Here is a 15,286-nt window from a genome sequence, read left to right as displayed (position 1 = left end):
GCGGAAGGATTCGAACTGTGCTGGTGATCAGGGCCGATCTGGTCGAGGCAATGGTCGCGCACGCGCGCGCCGATCATCCGGACGAGGCGTGCGGCATTATCGCCGGTCCCGAGGGCTCCGATCGCCCCGAGCGGTTCGTGGCCATGGTGAATGCCGAACGCTCACCCACCTTCTACCGCTTCGACTCCGGTGAACAGTTGCGCGTCTGGCGCGAAATGGATGACGCCGACCAGGAGCCGGTGGTGATCTATCACTCGCACACCGCGACCGAGGCGTACCCGAGCCGCACCGATATCTCGTACGCGTCCGAGCCGAACGCCCACTACGTGCTGATCTCCACCCGCGATGCCGATGAGCACGAGTTGCGCAGCTACCGCATCCTCGAGGGTGTGGTCACCGAGGAGCCGATCGAGATCGTGCCCGACCGGTCCGGCGCCGACCCCGAATCCGCCGACGCCTGAACATCTTCCGCCGAAACCGAGGAGCCCCCAATGCCGGTCACCGTCTCCATCCCCACCATCATGCGCACCCTCACCGGTGGTGCGAAGCGCGTCCAAGCCGAGGGTGCGACCCTGGCCGCGATCATCGACGACCTGGACGCCAACCACAACGGCCTCAAGGCCAAACTGCTCAATGACGGCAAGCTCAACCGCTACGTGAACATCTACGTCGACGACGAGGATGTGCGCTTCACCGGTGGACTGGCGGCCGAGGTCCCCGAAGGCGGCACCGTCACCATCCTTCCGGCGGTCGCCGGCGGCGCGCGCTAACCGTGGCCCGCTACGAGTCGCTGATCGCGACACTCGGCAACACCCCGCTGGTGGGTCTGCAGAATCTGTCCCCACAGTGGGACGGCGACAATCACATTCGCCTGTGGGCCAAGCTCGAGGACCGCAACCCGACCGGTTCCATCAAGGACCGTCCCGCGCTGCGCATGATCGAGCAGGCCGAAGCCGACGGCAAACTCACCCCGGGCTGCACCATCCTGGAGCCCACCAGCGGCAATACCGGCATCTCGCTGGCTATGGCCGCGAAACTCAAGGGCTATCAACTGGTCTGCGTCATGCCGGAGAACACCTCGGTGGAGCGCCGCCAGCTGCTCACCATGTTCGGCGCGCGCATTATCGATTCACCCGCCGCGGGTGGCTCCAATCAGGCTGTGGCGCTGGCCAAACAGATCGCCGCGGAGCACCCCGACTGGGTGATGCTCTACCAGTACGGCAATCCCGCGAACGCGCTCGCGCACTACGAGACCACCGGCCCCGAAATTCTCGCCGACCTCCCCGAGATCACCCATTTCGTCGCGGGCCTGGGCACCACCGGCACCCTCATGGGCACCGGCCGCTTCCTGCGCGAAAAGGTCTCCGGCATCGAGATAGTCGCCGCCGAACCCCGCTACGGCGAACTGGTCTACGGCCTCCGCAATATCGACGAGGGCTTCATCCCCGAGCTCTACGATGCGTCCGTTCTGACCTCCCGCTTCTCGGTCGGCCCCTACGACGCCGTCCGCCGCACCCGCGAATTGGTCATGGAGGAAGGCATTTTCGCCGGTATCTCCACCGGTGCGATCCTGCACGCCGCCCTGGGCGTGGCGAAGAAGGCCCAAACGGCAGGCAAGACCGCCGACATAGCCTTCGTAGTAGCGGACGGCGGCTGGAAATACCTCTCCACCGGCGCCTACGACGGCACCCTCGAAGAGGCCGAAGACCGCCTCGAAGGCCAACTCTGGGCCTGACACCGCAACGGCACTCGTCATTGGTGAACCGAGTGCCGTTGCCCGCCGAGTGTGCACTCATGGCGGCGTTTCCCGGTATTCACCGCCATGGCTGCACACTCACCGGGTAGTTGGGGTTGCGGCCGGTACCCTCGGGGCAGGGCTTGCCTAGGAGGTACCGGTTATGAGCGGCAGTGGCGGCGTGGGCGCGTCATTCGATCCCGATCGGATTGCCCGATTGCGCGGGCAGGTGACGAATCCGGGGGTGGCGGCCCAGGGCGGTGGTGCGCTGAAGCTGCTGTGGCAGCGGGCGATTGCGATCATTCTCGCGTTTACCGCTCTGCTCTACGGGGTGGAGGGCGTCGACACGGTCACCGATCACAGTCTCGATGCCGCGGGCGGTGTGAAACCCCGTCGGACGGACGGTTTGGACGGCATTCTCTTCGGTCCTGTGCTGCATGCCAATTGGGAGCATTTGATCGGTAATACCGTACCGGTATTGGTCCTCGGCTTGCTGACGCTGCTCACCGGCATCGGCCGGGGGCTCGCGGCGACCGCGATCATCTGGGTGATCGGTGAGTCCGGTACCTGGTTGACGGGCCAATCGCACTCAGTGCACATCGGTGCGTCGGTGCTCGTGTTCGGCTGGCTGACCTATCTGATCTCGCGTGGCGTCTTCGCGCGCAATGTGGTGCAGATCGCCATTGGCCTGGTGGTGGGGTTGCTGTATGGGTCGATTCTGTGGGGAGTTCTGCCTGGCCAACCCGGAATCTCTTGGCAAGGACATCTTTTCGGGGCGGTGGGTGGCCTGGTTGCGGGATGGGTACTCTCAGCGGATGAACGTCGTCATCGTCGCGGGGCCAGTGCCGGCCGACTCGTGTCGTAGGGGTGACGGTGAACCCGGCCGGCGATTTGGGGGATCCCTCCTTGACTGAGACAGCAGCGTGGCAGCATGGGGGAATGCGCCTCACCGTGATCGGGTGCTCGGGCAGTGTGTCCGGCCCGGATTCCCCGGCGTCGGGATATTTGCTCACCGGCCCGGATATGACTCCGACCGTCATCGATTTCGGCCCCGGCGTACTCGGCGCGTTGCAGCGCTATCTGGATCCGGGTGAGGTGGATATCTTCCTCACGCATTTGCACGCCGATCACTGCCTGGATCTGCCGGGCCTGCTGGTGTGGCGGCGCTACCATCCGAATCCGCCGACCGGTAAGGCCGTTGTCTACGGTCCGTCGGATACCTCGCTGCGGATCGGTAATGCGTCGGCGGAGATCGGTGGCGATACCGACGACTGGTCCGATGTCATCGATATGCGGCAGTGGATGGTGGGTGCGCCGATTCCGTTCGGTCCCGGCCATACCGTCGAGGCGCGGCGCATGTACCACCCGCCGGAGTCGTACGGCCTGCGCATCAAGACGGCCTCCGGCCGCACCTTCGTCTACACCGGTGATACCGCCATCTGCCCCGAGGTCTACGACCTGGCTCGTGGCGCGGATGTGCTGCTCGCCGAGGCTTCCTGGACGCACGATCCGGCCAATCGCCCGCCGGGTATCCATCTCTCGGGCACCGAGGCGGGCATGATCGCCGCCGAGGCGGGCGTCGGTGAACTGCTGCTCACCCACATTCCGCCCTGGACCGCCCGCGAGGATGTGATCGCCGAGGCGAAGGCCGTCTTCAGCGGTCCGGTGCACGCGGTTTCTCCCGGCGAGGTCTTCGAAATCTGAGTCCGGCCCGCACGTTAGGCTGTGGCCCGTGTCTAAACGAGCCGATGGCAGGGCGGATGACGAACTCCGCGAGGTAAGGATCACCCGTGGGTTCACCACGCATCCGGCGGGATCGGTGCTGGTGGAGTTCGGCGGGACCCGGGTCATGTGCACCGCGAGCGTCACCGATGGCGTGCCGCCGTGGCGCCGGGATTCCGGATTGGGCTGGCTGACGGCCGAATACGCCATGCTGCCCGCGGCCACGCACACCCGTTCCGGGCGTGAGTCGGTCAAGGGCAAGGTGGGCGGTCGCACGCAGGAGATCTCGCGGCTGATCGGGCGTTCGCTACGTGCCTGCATCGACCTGTCGACCATCGGCGAGAACACCATCGCGGTGGACTGTGATGTGTTGCAGGCCGACGGCGGTACCCGCACCGCGGCCATTACCGGTGCGTATGTGGCGCTTTCGGATGCCATCACCTACCTGGGCGCGGCGGGCAAGTTGACCGATCCGCAGCCCATCTCCTGTGCGATCGCCGCGGTGAGTGTCGGCGTGGTGGATGGCCGGGTGCGCCTGGACCTTCCGTACGAGGAGGATTCGCGCGCCGAGGTCGATATGAATGTGGTGGCCACCGATACCGGCACCCTGGTCGAGATCCAGGGCACCGGTGAGGGCGCGACCTTCCCGCGCTCCACCCTGGACAAGCTGCTCGACTCCGCGCTCGCGGGTTGTGAGCGGATCTTCCAGGTGCAGAAGGAGGCGCTCGCGCTGCCGTATCCGGGTGTGCTCCCGGAGCCGTCCGAGGGGAAGAAGAAGTCCTGATGTCGCGCCGCGTCCTGGTCGCCAGCCGAAATGCCAAGAAGCTGAACGAGTTACGCCGCATTCTCGACGAGGCCGGGATCGCGGGCGTCGAGATCGTCGGGCTGAACGATGTGCCCGAATACGATGAGGCACCCGAAACCGGCGCGACCTTCGAGGAGAATGCCCTCGCCAAGGCCCGCGACGGGTATGCCGCCACCGGATTACCCTGTGTCGCAGACGATTCCGGTATCTCGGTGGATGCCCTCAACGGTATGCCCGGCGTGCTCTCGGCCCGCTGGGCCGGTGCGCACGGCAATGACGAGGCCAACAACACCCTGCTGCTCGGCCAACTCGGCGATGTCCCCGATGAGCGGCGCGGTGCCGGCTTCGTCTCCGCCTGTGCCCTGGTCGCCGACGGCGTCGAAGAGGTCGTACGCGGTGAATGGCCGGGCGCCATCGCCCGAAAGCCGGTGGGCGACGGCGGTTTCGGCTACGACCCGCTCTTCATCCCGGAGGGCGGGACGGTCTCCGCCGCCCAACTCACCCCCGCCGAAAAGGACGCCGCCTCCCACCGTGGGCGTGCCCTGCGCCAGTTGCTCCCGGCCCTGAAGGCCCTGGCCGCCAACTGATTTCGGTACCCGAACGAGAAACGCTCCCGGCCACGAGGACGGGAGCGTTTCGATTTGTAGCGGGGGAAGGCTCAGAGCCCGAAGGCGGCCTTCACTTCCTTGGTGCGCATGTGCTCGAACACGAAGGACAGGAACGGAATCGTGCCGGCCAGGCAGGTCAGCGCCGTGGTGACGGGCTTCCACCGCGCCTTGATACCCAGGTCGATGGTCATCACCAGGTACAGCATGTAGAAGATGCCGTGCACCTGTCCCACGTAGAACAGCCAGTGCGGCGCGGTGCTGCTGTCCTCGAGCAGTAGGTATTTGTAGATCACTTCACCGGTGAGCACCAGCAGCCAGAGGCCGGTGATCCAGGCCAGAATCCGATAGCGCAGGAGCGCGCCGCGGATCTTCTCGGGTGCGGCGGCGCCGAGCGGGCGGGGCGCGAGGGTGGCCTCACCGGTCGCGACGGGGGCCTGGGGGTTGTCGCGCGCGGTCACCCGGCGCTCCTTTCGGGGTGGTTGCGCAGCCCGGCGTGCTGAATCTGCTGATCCAGATCGCTGGCGTGCAATGCGGCCAGGTACCTGTTGTATTCGGTGGTCTGCGGATCATCGGAGGCGGCCGCCTTGGGCCGCTCGGGCAGCAGTCCGGCCGGAATCTCGCGCGGCGCGACCGGCTTGGGCCGCTTGGGTCGCGCGGCGGAGCCGGCATCGGCGGGCGCCGGCGTGGCCTCCGACTGCGCGTCCTTCTCCAAGCGCACGAATCGCAGGTAAGCCCACACCACGAATCCCGCGAACAGCGGCCACTGCAGTGCGTAGCCGAGGTTCTGCCCGGTGCCCGAGCCGGATTCATAGCGCCCCCACTGCCACCAGCCGAGGCCCAAGCAGGCCACGAATGCCACGACCACGAAGACGATCAGGGCCGGACGGCGGTGGGGAGCAGCGGACACGACATCCACCGTACCTGCCTACTACGGCCCACGTAGTAGGAGGTAGGTCGCATTATCCGAACGGCTGGGCGCTCAGAACTTGTAGGTGACGCCGGTGAGCCGCTCGGACTCCTCCCAGAGTCGACGCCACAGGTCCTGGTTCCGTGAGAGCTTGCTGGACGAGGATTGTTCGACGGGGCCCCTGTTACCCATGAAACGTGCCGGTCCCCAGTAGATGGCCGGGTCGGCGTCGGGCATGGTGGCGGCGAAGAGGGAGGAGTGGGCGGCCTTGGCGGGGGAGTGGCCGATCAGCCGGATGAACGGCTTGGCAATCTTGTCCAGCGGGGTTTCGGTGTGCGCGAACAGATCGGTCGCGGAGACGCCGGGGTGTACGCCGTAGGAGCGCTTGCTGGAACCGGCCGCGGTGAGGCGGCGTTGCAGTTCCCGCGCGAACATCAGGTTGGACAGCTTGGACTGCGCGTACGCGAGATTGCGCTGGTACCTGCGGTTCTCGTAGTTCAGGTCGTCGATCCACAGCTTCGGCGTCTGCTTGTGCGCGATGGAGGACAGCGTGACGACCCGGTCGGAGATCTTGTCCAGCAGGAGCCCGGTGAGCGCGTAGTGGCCGAGATGGTTTACGCCCCACTGGGTTTCGAAGCCGTCCGCGGTGCGCGAGAACGGGATATTCATCAGCCCGGCATTATTGATGAGTACATCGAATGCGCCTGTGCTGTCCGCGAATTCACGCACCGAGGCGAGACTGGCCAGATCCAGTGCCGCGACCCGCACATCACCCTCGATGCCGTCGGCGACCTGCTGTGCCTTGGCGGCATTGCGGCAGGCCATAATGACGGTGGCACCTTTGCTCGCGAGTACTTTGGTGGTCTGCTCGCCGATCCCACCATTGGCTCCGGTGATCACGAAGGTGCGTCCGGACTGGTCCGAGATTTCGCTTGGCTTCCATGCCATGGCTGATGACCTCACAGGTTCGGCTTTCGATGTGCCTCGTCGCACACGGTGCCATGACCTTACTTCAGAGTAAGTTCCGGAGGTGGACCGACTGGCCGAGCATGCCCGCGAAGTATCTGTTAGCCGTGTCGTTGCTCGGCTCTCGATGACGGGCAAAACATACTGGGCCGATGACCGGTGCCAGGGCGGCCGTCGCCTCTTCGATACCTCAACCGCTGAGCCGGGCCAGGATCAATGTCATCTTCGGCACCGTCGTGCTCGGAATGCTCATGGCGGCCCTCGATTCGACCATTGTCTCCACCGCGCTGCCGACCATTGTCGCCGATCTGGGCGGTGCGGGTCATATGGCATGGGTGGTCACCGCCTATCTGGTGGCGGAGGCGATCGCCACCGCGCTGGCCGGAAAGTTCGGTGATCTGTTCGGCCGCAAGCTGATCTTCCAACTCAGCGGAGCCATCTTCATTCTCGGCTCGATCATCGCCGGTATGGCGCACGGCATGGAGTTGCTGATCATTGCCCGGGCCATTCAGGGTTTGGGTGCGGGCGGGCTCATGGTCACCTCCATGGCGCTCATCGCCGATGTGATTCCCCTGCGCGAACGCGGCCAGTACCAGGGCGCGCTGGGCGCGGTCTTCGGCGTGACCACGGTGGTCGGGCCGACGCTGGGCGGACTGTTCACCGATCACCTGAGCTGGCGCTGGTGCTTCTACGTGAACGTGCCCATCGCCGTCATCATGATTCTCGTTGCGGCCCGGACGATTCCGGTGGTCCGCAATGCGGTGCAGCCGCTGGTCGACTACCTCGGTATCGCGCTCATCGCGATCGGCGTCACCTGCCTGATCCTCGGATTGGAGTGGGGCGGACAGGAATACGCGTGGGGCTCGGCCATGATCATCGGCCTGTTCGCGGCCGCGGTGGTGGCGCTGGTGGCATTCGTGGCGGTGGAGTTGCGGGTCGAGGAGCCCATGCTGCCCATGCGCCTGTTCCGCAGCAATGTCTTCACCATCTGCTCGATCCTGAGCTTCATCGTCGGCTTCGCCATGCTCGGCGCGATGACCTATCTGCCCGCGTTCCTGCAGTATGTGAAGGGCGTCTCGGCGACCGCGTCGGGTGTACAGACGCTGCCGCTGGTGGTCGGATTGTTCACCACCTCAATCCTTTCCGGAACGATCGTGGGCCGCACGGGACGGTACAAGTTCTTCCCGATCGCGGGTACCGCCATCATGGCGGTGGGCCTGTTCCTCATGTCCACCATGGACGCGAGCACTGGTTTCTGGTTGCAGTCGCTGTACATGCTGATTCTGGGCCTCGGTATCGGTCTGGCCATGCAGGTGCTCACCATCGCGGTGCAGAACAGCGTGCCCTACTCGGATCTGGGCACCGCGACCTCCGGGGTGACCTTCTTCCGCACCATCGGCAGTGCCTTCGGCACCACGGTTTTCGGCACGCTGTACTCGAATCAGCTGGGGCCGCACCTGAGTTCGGCGCTGATGGCGGCCAAGGTGCCGCCGGAGATCGCGCAGAATCCGCAGACCCTGCGCGCCCTGCCACCGGAGCAGGCCGCACCGATTATCGACGCCTACGCCACCTCCATCGACTATGTCTTCCGCTGGGTGGTGCCGGTCGCGGTCCTCGGCTTCCTCATCGCCTGGCTGTTGAAAGAGGTACCGCTGCGCGACAGTTCGCGCGGTGAGGCCAAGGATATCGGCGAGGGCTGGGCGGTACCGGATTCACCCGATCCCGGGGTGCAGATGGAGCGGGCCATCGTCCGCGTGCTGCGAAAGCTGCGCGACAATGCCGTACCCGAGCCGGGAATCCTTGCGGCGGCGGGTAGTTCGCTTGGCAAGGACGAGGCGTGGGCGCTCGGCCAGGTCCGCATGTATCAGCGCCTGCGCGGCTCGGTGACGGTCTCCGATATCGCCAAAACCCATTGGGTGCCACCGGAATTGGTGGAGCCGGTCTTCGAGAAGGCGCAGCGCGACGGACTGGTCCGGCTCGACGGCGCGGACCTGGCACTCACCGAGCGGGGCCTGCGTGAGGTCGACGCGGTACAGGCGGCCTGGAAACACTGGCTCGAAAACCAGCTCGGCGACTGGGATCTCACCGATCCAGAGGAGCGCGCCCTGTTCGACCAGAGCATCGACAGTATCGCCACCAAACTCCTCGACGAGGCGGATCGCCCCGACGCCCTCCCCGCCCGCGGCTGAGCCCAACCCTTCCGAGGCCACCGGCCGACACCGGCCCCTCCGTCGGCCGCCGCCTCTCCGTCATCCCGGCATGCTTTTGGCCGGGATCCACACCCGAAACTGCCCCGCTGCGGTAATCCGCAGCGGGGCAGTATTTTTCGAGCGGACCCCGCTCAGACCACCACCGTCAGGCGAGTGCGCGCACGGGCTGAACCGGTGCATCCCAGTCGATCCGGAAGCGCTGTTCGTGTCCGAACGCCTTCTCCGGGTCCATTCGCTTGAACATCAGCGGCATGATCAACCCCATGGCGGCGCGGGCGATCGGCCCGGCGGCCTTGGTGTGGTTCATCCGCTTGACCCGGTTCGCCACACCCTCCACCCGAGGCCGGCGCAGCGCCTCATAGGTGGCGAAAGCCGTTGTCGGATCGTCGATATCGCGCAGGCAGCGGGCCAGCTCGACGGCGCTCTCGATGGCCATCGACCCGCCCTGACCGGAGGTATTGCTGGGCGCGTGCACGGCGTCACCGGTGAGCACCATGCGCCCGCGATACCAGTGCGGTACGGGCGGCATGATGTGCAGTGCGCCGACCACCATCAGATCCTCGGGCTTGGTATTGCGGGCCATTTCCGCGCCGGGTGCGTCATCGGAGTAGACCTCGCGCAGGATGCGCAGCCACTCCGCATTGGGCACGGTCCGCGCCTCGGAGAGCGACATGTACTTCTCGTGTGGCAGGTTCGCGCCCCACGCGGCCCGCCCGTCGGGCATGGTCCAGTACAGGTAGTAGCCGCGCTTACCGAAGGCGAAGGTCATATTGCCCGGCGGGATGGGATTCGAGATCTCGGTGTACGCGCCGAAGCCGAGCATGCCGAGGTACGTCGGTCCGGGGGCGTCGGGGTCGATGAGGGTGCGCACGGTGGAACGAATGCCGTCCGCACCGATCAGCACGTCACCGGTGGCACTGCTGCCGTCGGCGAAGTGCGCGGTGACGCCGTCCGCGTGCTCCTCGACATCGATCAGTTTCTTGTTGTACTCGAACCGCACACCATTGGCGACGGCCGTATCGTGCAGTGCCACATGCAGATCCGGCCGATCGACCAGCCGCAGCGGCTCCACTCCGGTAAGACCGGGCAGGGCGAAGTTCTTGCTGTTGACGGACATCGAGTTGGTGTGGATCGGTGCGGCGATGGCCCGCACGGCGTCGCCCGCGCCGATGATATCGAGCGTGGCCACCCCGTTCGGTGCGAGCGCGAGGTTGGAGCCGATACCGTAGGCGGGGCCGGGGTACGCCTCGAAGACGCGGGCCTCGATTCCGGCCTTGTGCAGTGCGGTCGCGGCGACCGGTCCGGAGATGCCGCCGCCGATGACGAGGGCAGAACGTATTTCAGACATGGGTTGTCTCCCTGAATGTTCGAAAGCTTGGAATAGCCCCGAATCAGAGCGCGTGCGGTGAACCCAGTTATCCTGTAGTTGCCAAACTCGGTACGAGTTCGCCTGCACGAGCGCGGATCGGGAAGGTGTGTTCCCGGGTCTCGGCGGTGGTGTTGCAGCACCTTCGCCGGGGCCCGGTTCTTGCCGCTAGGGGTGCAGCCCTCCCTCCACTTGCGTGGCCACATCGGCCGGGGTGACGCCGTCGCGATGCCAGGTCCGCCACATCTCGATCTGCGGGAAACTGCCGTCGGCGAGTGAATCGCGCAGTGCGCGAGCCCAATTCGCCTCGGCGGCGAGCATGGTGAGCTCATAGTCGTCTTCGACCAGGAAAAGGCGCGGCAATGAGCCTTCCAGAGCGTCCAATTGGGTCTTGGTGGCGGTGATTGTGTTCTCCAACTGGGTGATTCGATCGGTGAGCAGTCCGATCACCTCATCCGGCGGCAGCACCGAGAGCACCGACAGGCCGGCCATGAACGGCCGCTGTTCGGGTTGCGGGCTGGCGATGAGTTCCCTTGTCCAGTCGGTGAGTTCGGCCCGACCGGCTTCGGTGATCCGGTAGATGGTGCGTTCGGGGCGCGCGCCGTCGCGCTCACTGCCGGTGACCTCGAGGAAGCCGTGCTTGGTGAGGTTGTCGACAACGGTGTACAGCGAGCCCCATTTGACGCCCATGTCGTGGTCTTTGCCGTACTCCCGCAACCGCCCGGCGATCTCGTAGCGGTGCATGGGCGAAATGGCCAGGACGGACAGTACGGCCAGTGCCATCAGGTTTCCGACTTTGCGTTTGCGGGCCATCTCCGGCACCTCCTTTACTCGTCTACGAATATACGTCGACGAGTATTCGTGCACAAGTACCCGGCGGGCATGAAAAAACGCCCCTCACGGCGGTGAGAGGCGCTGGGGGCGGATCAGGAGGTGGCGAAGCGGGAGCGCAGATAATCCGAGGTCGCCTGGTCTGCGGGCAGGAATGCCTCCAGATGCAGTTCGGCCAGGGTGATATCGGTGGCCGTCGCGAACGAGGTCAGCGTGGTGATCAGGCGCAATTCACCACCCGGACTGCGCAGCCGCAGCGGAACCGCGAAGCCCAGGTGCTGCGGCCCCGGATCGACCGGCGGCAGATACCCCTCCAACTCCGCGATGAGGTCGTCCAGATCCGGATCCGGGCTGCGCGCGGCCCGATTACGCAGGCTGTCGGTAATGTGCCGCCCCCATTCGGGCAGATTGATCACCCGCCGCGCCAGACCCTCCGGATGCAGCGCCAGCCGCAGCACATTGAGCGGTGCGTCCAGCAGTTCGGGCGCGCACCCCTCGGCCAGCATTTCGAAGGCGGCATTGGCGGCCACCAGCACCCCGTACGGCCGGGTCACCACCGCCGGATACGGCAGGTGCCCTTGGAGAATGGAATCCAGCGCATGCCGCACCGGACCGAGTTCCGGTGCGTCCAAAGCGGATTCGGGAAACGCGGGCGCGTAGCCGGCCGCCAGCAGCAGCGTATTGCGTTCGCGCAGTGAGAGTCCCAGCGATTCGGCCAGCCGCACCACCATGGTCCGCCCGGGATGCGAACGCCCCTGCTCCAGGAAGCTCAGGTAGCGCTGACTGGTCTCGGCGCTGATGGCCAGGTCCAGCTGACTGACGCGGCGCCGGGTGCGCCAGTGCTTCAACTGTTGGGCGAAGGGACTCGCCGGGGCTGCCACCGCCATGATCGTCATACCTCCACTGTCCGCACCTGCCCGTTCGTGGGCGATTCCCTACAGGGAATGACAAGCGTGGCCATTTGATCATTCCCTGCGGGGAATCGCGCTCAGCAGCGCCGCCGAACAAACTCGGTGTCATGAGCGACGACCTCGGAGTCACCGCCCTGACCACCCGCACCGAGCCGTACTTCAGGAGAATCACCATGAATGCCATTGCGTACCAGATGGATCCGCTGCGCGGTCTCGAGGGACTGAGCACCCGCGTACAGGAGGTCCCGGTCCCGGGACCGCATCAGGTCGTGGTGCAGGTCCGTGCCACCTCGCTGAATCGGCGCGACATCCTGCTCTACGAGGGCAAGTACCCGGTCCCCATGACGCCGGGCATCACACCGCTGGTGGATGGCGTCGGTGAGGTTATCGCCCTGGGTGAGGGCGTAACTCGCGCCGCACTCGGCGATCGGGTCACCGGCACCTACTTCGTCGCCTGGAACGACGGGCCGCAGTCGCAAAAGAACTCTTTCGAACAGTACGGTGCGAACCATAATGGCTGGCTGGCCAATTACATTCTACTGGAAGAGGATTCGGTGATGCATGTACCCGCGCACCTCACCGATGAGGAGGCGGCCTCGCTGACCGCCGCGGGTCTGGTGGCCTGGTCGGCGTTGACCAAGCCGGTACCGGTCGGACCCGGCGACACCGTGCTCACGGTCGGCACCGGCGTGGTCGGTCTGTTCGCCGTACAGCACGCCAAAATGCTTGGCGCACGGGTTATCTCGGTCACCTCGTCACCGGACAAGGCGGATCGGCTGCGCAAGCTGGGCGCGGACGAGGTGATCGATCGCAAGCAGACCCCGGACTGGGAGAACACGGTCCTGGAGCTCACCGGAGGAGACGGCGTACAGCATGTCATCGACGCGGTCGGTATGCCGACACTGCCGAAATCGCTCGCGTCCGGGGCCTACAACGCGACCGTCACCCTGATCGGCGCGTTCCCGGCCGAGGCTGGTCAGCAGCCCGGCGACCCGACCGGCTACAAGTATCTCGGCGTCCGTCGTATCGCGGTCGGCAGCCGCACCGATTTCGAGGCGATGAACCGCACCATCACCGAGTACGGCATGCGCCCGCTCATCGACCGGGTCTTCCCTTTCGAGCAGGCCGCGCAGGCATTCCGGTACTACACCGAGGGCGACCCGTTCGGCAAGGTGGTCATCTCGATCCCGTGATCCGCGTCAGCGATCCCGGCTCAGCCAGGTTCGGCGGCAGTGGTTGCGGCACTGGCGAATTCGCGAATCCGCAGGGTGTCATTGCCGGTGCGCCACAGCAGCGCCCACTGGATCGACGGGGTATCGCGCAGCGGAATGTAGGCCACATCCGGGCGGGCGTGGTACCGCTGGGCGTGCGCGCCGATCGGCAGTACGCCCTGGCCCGCGCCGACCTGGGTGAGTAGTTCGGTGGTGGTCGCGCCGCTGGTCAGCAGGGTGGTGGGGGAGACATCGGCCAGGGTCACCGAACGTCGCTGGGCCAGGCGGTGATTCGCGGGAACGGCGAGTACCCGCGCCTCGGTGACCAGCGGCGGTCCGGCGGTGACATCCGGGTCGTGTACGGGCAGCATGCCCAGCGCCATATCGATCTCACCGTCACGCAGCCACGGAATCACCTGTGCGGGTTGGGCTTCGCGGATCCGGACGGCGCAATCCGGCAGTCGTTCCCGGAAGAGTTCCGCGGCGCGAGTAAGTAATTGGCTTGTCGCGGCGGCGGTGAACGCGATCTCCAGTGTTCCGCCGCGTCCGCGTCCGGTGTCGATGGTGTGCCGCACCGCGGTCGAGATCCGGTCCCAGGCGGGCCGCAGTTCGGCGTACAGCTCACGCCCCGCCGGGGTCGCCGCCACCCGCCTGCTGCTGCGGTCGAAGAGTGGAACCCCCAGTTGCCGTTCGAGTTTCGCGACGGTCTGGCTGACCCGCGCGGTGGACAGGTGCAGGCGGTCGGCGGTGCGCCCGAAGTGCAGCTCCTCCACCAGTGTGAGCAGGACCTCGATTTCGTGCCGTTCCAGCACCCGCCACCTCCACCTGGATCGTTAAGCCGAGCTTGACGATCGTTGCATACCCGCGCATTGATACCGCACCCGCGCGGGCCGAAAGTGAGGTGACCGCACAAGATCAGGAGTCGAAATGTTCGTCACCACCGCCCACGCCCTCACCGCCCCGGCCGCCGATACCGCGGCCGTGGTCCGCGAATTGCGGGATCGCGCCGAGATCACCGATGCGCTGCACCGTTTCGCGCTCGGTCAGGATCTGCGCGACCGGGAACTGTTCGCCTCCTCCTTCGCCGAGGACGCCGAACTCGACTTCCAGCCGACCGCCGAGAAGTGGGGTGGCCAGGCGCCGCTCATGGTCGGCCGCGATTTCATTGTCGACACCATCCTCGGCGGCTTCGAGGGGCGCGTCGACACCAGTCATCAGGTAACCAATCCGCGTATCGCCATCGACGGCGATACCGCGCGGCTCACCGCCATGGTCGAGGCGCAGCATCTGCTCACCGGCAACCACGAGGTCTTCGCGCTGTTGAAGAACCGCTATGACGTGGAGCTGGTTCGCGAGGGTGAGCGGTGGCTCATGCGGCAGGTCCGCATCGAGAACATCTGGATCTCCGGTGATCCAAAGGCGATCTTCTAGCAATCGGTGAAGATAGATACTGAGCTGGAATTATTCTGTTTCTCATTGGCTGTTCACGTCGACAGCAAACATGTGTACGGTGCCTGGAAGGCGAGCTTTTCGGATCGGCGGTGGTCGGCAATCGAAGGAGCTACCGGTGACACTCGGCACGGTGCGTGAGCAACCAGCGGTGAGCGAGGACGACGGCATACCCGGTGTGCTGGAGAACGGCGAAATGTCCGCGCGCACGCTGGCGCTCATGATCGTGCTCTCGCTCGGTGTGGTGCTGGCACTGGTCGGCGGCAGCCTCCGCAACAGCTTCACCGGCACCGGCGAAACCTCCGACAAACCGGCCACCCCCGCCACCACTTCGACCCAGCAGCCCGCGAGCGCCGGACCGCCGCCACCCGCACCCGCCCCGGAAGCCGTACCGCCCCCGCCTCCGCCCGCCCCGGAACCGGTCGCCCCCGCCCCCGCCCCTGCCCCGGTGCCCCAGACCTATTACGCCCCGGCCCCGGTCGAGCCCGCCCCCGCTCCCGAACCCCCGGCTCCGCACGCACCGCCGCCACCCCCGCCCGCCCCGGTGATTCCGGATATTCTCGTG

18 protein-coding genes are annotated in these 15,286 nt (G+C 66.1%); 11 read left to right on the top strand and 7 right to left on the bottom strand.

Going from position 1 to position 15,286, the window contains the following annotated elements:
- Positions 1-17: 17 nt before the first annotated feature.
- The 7 genes from GFY24_RS38525 to GFY24_RS38495 all read left to right on the top strand — a co-directional run bounded on the left by GFY24_RS38525 (position 18) and on the right by GFY24_RS38495 (position 4,849).
- A complete protein-coding gene (locus GFY24_RS38525) occupies positions 18-461 on the top strand; it encodes a M67 family metallopeptidase (RefSeq protein ID WP_309231859.1) in 444 nt (147 codons plus the stop codon).
- A gap of 30 nt (positions 462-491) precedes the next feature.
- Positions 492-770 (top strand): MoaD/ThiS family protein, encoded by a 279-nt coding sequence (locus tag GFY24_RS38520; protein WP_153810058.1) that lies wholly within the window; start codon positions 492-494, stop codon positions 768-770.
- A gap of 2 nt (positions 771-772) precedes the next feature.
- On the top strand, positions 773-1,735 hold the full coding sequence (locus GFY24_RS38515) for a cysteine synthase (RefSeq protein ID WP_309231858.1): 963 nt from the start codon (positions 773-775) through the stop codon (positions 1,733-1,735).
- 163 nt (positions 1,736-1,898) lie between these two features.
- Positions 1,899-2,600 carry a rhomboid family intramembrane serine protease gene (locus GFY24_RS38510; RefSeq protein ID WP_153810057.1) on the top strand — a complete coding sequence of 234 codons (702 nt, stop codon included), beginning with the start codon at positions 1,899-1,901 and terminating at the stop codon, positions 2,598-2,600.
- 74 nt (positions 2,601-2,674) lie between these two features.
- Positions 2,675-3,439 carry a cyclic nucleotide-degrading phosphodiesterase gene (locus GFY24_RS38505; protein ID WP_153810079.1) on the top strand — a complete coding sequence of 255 codons (765 nt, stop codon included), beginning with the start codon at positions 2,675-2,677 and terminating at the stop codon, positions 3,437-3,439.
- Between the two features lie 28 nt (positions 3,440-3,467).
- Positions 3,468-4,241: a ribonuclease PH gene (gene rph, locus GFY24_RS38500; protein WP_309231857.1), complete on the top strand. Its 774-nt coding sequence runs from the start codon at positions 3,468-3,470 to the stop codon at positions 4,239-4,241.
- Entirely contained in the window at positions 4,241-4,849 is a 609-nt protein-coding gene (locus tag GFY24_RS38495; RefSeq protein ID WP_153810055.1) for a non-canonical purine NTP pyrophosphatase, read from the top strand. The genes rph and GFY24_RS38495 overlap by 1 nt, the downstream gene beginning before the upstream one ends.
- Before the next feature lie 71 nt (positions 4,850-4,920).
- Here the strand turns inward: GFY24_RS38495 and GFY24_RS38490 are convergent, their stop codons facing one another.
- The 3 genes from GFY24_RS38490 to GFY24_RS38480 form a co-directional block, all read right to left on the bottom strand.
- The gene (locus GFY24_RS38490) at positions 4,921-5,328 is read right to left on the bottom strand and encodes a DUF3817 domain-containing protein (RefSeq protein ID WP_375336162.1); all 408 of its coding nucleotides are present in this window, start codon (positions 5,326-5,328) and stop codon (positions 4,921-4,923) included.
- Positions 5,325-5,777: a transcriptional regulator gene (locus tag GFY24_RS38485; RefSeq protein ID WP_309231856.1), complete on the bottom strand. Its 453-nt coding sequence runs from the start codon at positions 5,775-5,777 to the stop codon at positions 5,325-5,327. The genes GFY24_RS38490 and GFY24_RS38485 overlap by 4 nt, the downstream gene beginning before the upstream one ends.
- A 72-nt stretch (positions 5,778-5,849) precedes the next feature.
- On the bottom strand, positions 5,850-6,725 hold the full coding sequence (locus GFY24_RS38480; protein ID WP_153810054.1) for an oxidoreductase: 876 nt from the start codon (positions 6,723-6,725) through the stop codon (positions 5,850-5,852).
- Positions 6,726-6,895: 170 nt separating this feature from the next.
- Here GFY24_RS38480 and GFY24_RS38475 point away from each other — a divergent pair, with 170 nt between their 5' ends.
- Entirely contained in the window at positions 6,896-8,932 is a 2,037-nt protein-coding gene (locus tag GFY24_RS38475) for an MDR family MFS transporter (protein WP_153810053.1), read from the top strand.
- A gap of 166 nt (positions 8,933-9,098) precedes the next feature.
- Here the strand turns inward: GFY24_RS38475 and GFY24_RS38470 are convergent, their stop codons facing one another.
- The 3 genes from GFY24_RS38470 to GFY24_RS38460 all read right to left on the bottom strand — a co-directional run bounded on the left by GFY24_RS38470 (position 9,099) and on the right by GFY24_RS38460 (position 12,046).
- Positions 9,099-10,301: an FAD-dependent monooxygenase gene (locus GFY24_RS38470; RefSeq protein WP_153810052.1), complete on the bottom strand. Its 1,203-nt coding sequence runs from the start codon at positions 10,299-10,301 to the stop codon at positions 9,099-9,101.
- A 186-nt stretch (positions 10,302-10,487) separates the two neighbouring features.
- Positions 10,488-11,132, bottom strand: a complete 645-nt coding sequence (locus GFY24_RS38465; RefSeq protein WP_153810051.1) for a PadR family transcriptional regulator — start codon at positions 11,130-11,132, stop codon at positions 10,488-10,490.
- 113 nt (positions 11,133-11,245) lie between these two features.
- Positions 11,246-12,046: a helix-turn-helix domain-containing protein gene (locus GFY24_RS38460; protein WP_228567081.1), complete on the bottom strand. Its 801-nt coding sequence runs from the start codon at positions 12,044-12,046 to the stop codon at positions 11,246-11,248.
- A gap of 122 nt (positions 12,047-12,168) precedes the next feature.
- On the opposite strand from GFY24_RS38460, the gene GFY24_RS38455 reads away from it, so the two are divergent.
- Positions 12,169-13,254 carry an NAD(P)-dependent alcohol dehydrogenase gene (locus GFY24_RS38455; protein WP_228567080.1) on the top strand — a complete coding sequence of 362 codons (1,086 nt, stop codon included), beginning with the start codon at positions 12,169-12,171 and terminating at the stop codon, positions 13,252-13,254.
- 20 nt (positions 13,255-13,274) lie between these two features.
- Here GFY24_RS38455 and GFY24_RS38450 read toward each other — a convergent pair whose 3' ends face one another.
- Positions 13,275-14,084 (bottom strand): LysR family transcriptional regulator, encoded by an 810-nt coding sequence (locus GFY24_RS38450; RefSeq protein WP_309231855.1) that lies wholly within the window; start codon positions 14,082-14,084, stop codon positions 13,275-13,277.
- A 115-nt stretch (positions 14,085-14,199) separates the two neighbouring features.
- Between GFY24_RS38450 and GFY24_RS38445 the strand changes: the two genes are divergently transcribed.
- Positions 14,200-14,703: a nuclear transport factor 2 family protein gene (locus tag GFY24_RS38445; RefSeq protein ID WP_153810050.1), complete on the top strand. Its 504-nt coding sequence runs from the start codon at positions 14,200-14,202 to the stop codon at positions 14,701-14,703.
- Positions 14,704-14,839: 136 nt separating this feature from the next.
- A partial coding sequence (locus GFY24_RS43235) for a hypothetical protein (protein ID WP_194853189.1) occupies positions 14,840-15,286 on the top strand: 447 nt, incomplete at its 3' end.

The organism is Nocardia sp. SYP-A9097, from assembly GCF_009649815.1.
In the GTDB taxonomy this organism is placed as follows: domain Bacteria; phylum Actinomycetota; class Actinomycetes; order Mycobacteriales; family Mycobacteriaceae; genus Nocardia.
The sequence above is the reverse complement of the archived record's forward strand: the minus strand, read 5'-3'. Positions and strand labels throughout refer to the sequence as shown.

What these genes read in the sequence shown, in the direction of transcription:
- GFY24_RS38520 (WP_153810058.1), top strand. Translation starts at nt 492, where the DNA reads ATGCCGGTCACCGTCTCCATCCCCACCATCATGCGCACCCTCACCGGT.
- GFY24_RS38510 (WP_153810057.1), top strand. Translation starts at nt 1,899, where the DNA reads ATGAGCGGCAGTGGCGGCGTGGGCGCGTCATTCGATCCCGATCGGATT.
- GFY24_RS38505 (WP_153810079.1), top strand. Translation starts at nt 2,675, where the DNA reads ATGCGCCTCACCGTGATCGGGTGCTCGGGCAGTGTGTCCGGCCCGGAT.
- GFY24_RS38495 (WP_153810055.1), top strand. Translation starts at nt 4,241, where the DNA reads ATGTCGCGCCGCGTCCTGGTCGCCAGCCGAAATGCCAAGAAGCTGAAC.
- GFY24_RS38480 (WP_153810054.1), bottom strand. Translation starts at nt 6,725, where the DNA reads ATGGCATGGAAGCCAAGCGAAATCTCGGACCAGTCCGGACGCACCTTC.
- GFY24_RS38475 (WP_153810053.1), top strand. Translation starts at nt 6,896, where the DNA reads ATGACCGGTGCCAGGGCGGCCGTCGCCTCTTCGATACCTCAACCGCTG.
- GFY24_RS38470 (WP_153810052.1), bottom strand. Translation starts at nt 10,301, where the DNA reads ATGTCTGAAATACGTTCTGCCCTCGTCATCGGCGGCGGCATCTCCGGA.
- GFY24_RS38465 (WP_153810051.1), bottom strand. Translation starts at nt 11,132, where the DNA reads ATGGCCCGCAAACGCAAAGTCGGAAACCTGATGGCACTGGCCGTACTG.
- GFY24_RS38460 (WP_228567081.1), bottom strand. Translation starts at nt 12,046, where the DNA reads ATGACGATCATGGCGGTGGCAGCCCCGGCGAGTCCCTTCGCCCAACAG.
- GFY24_RS38455 (WP_228567080.1), top strand. Translation starts at nt 12,169, where the DNA reads ATGAGCGACGACCTCGGAGTCACCGCCCTGACCACCCGCACCGAGCCG.
- GFY24_RS38445 (WP_153810050.1), top strand. Translation starts at nt 14,200, where the DNA reads ATGTTCGTCACCACCGCCCACGCCCTCACCGCCCCGGCCGCCGATACC.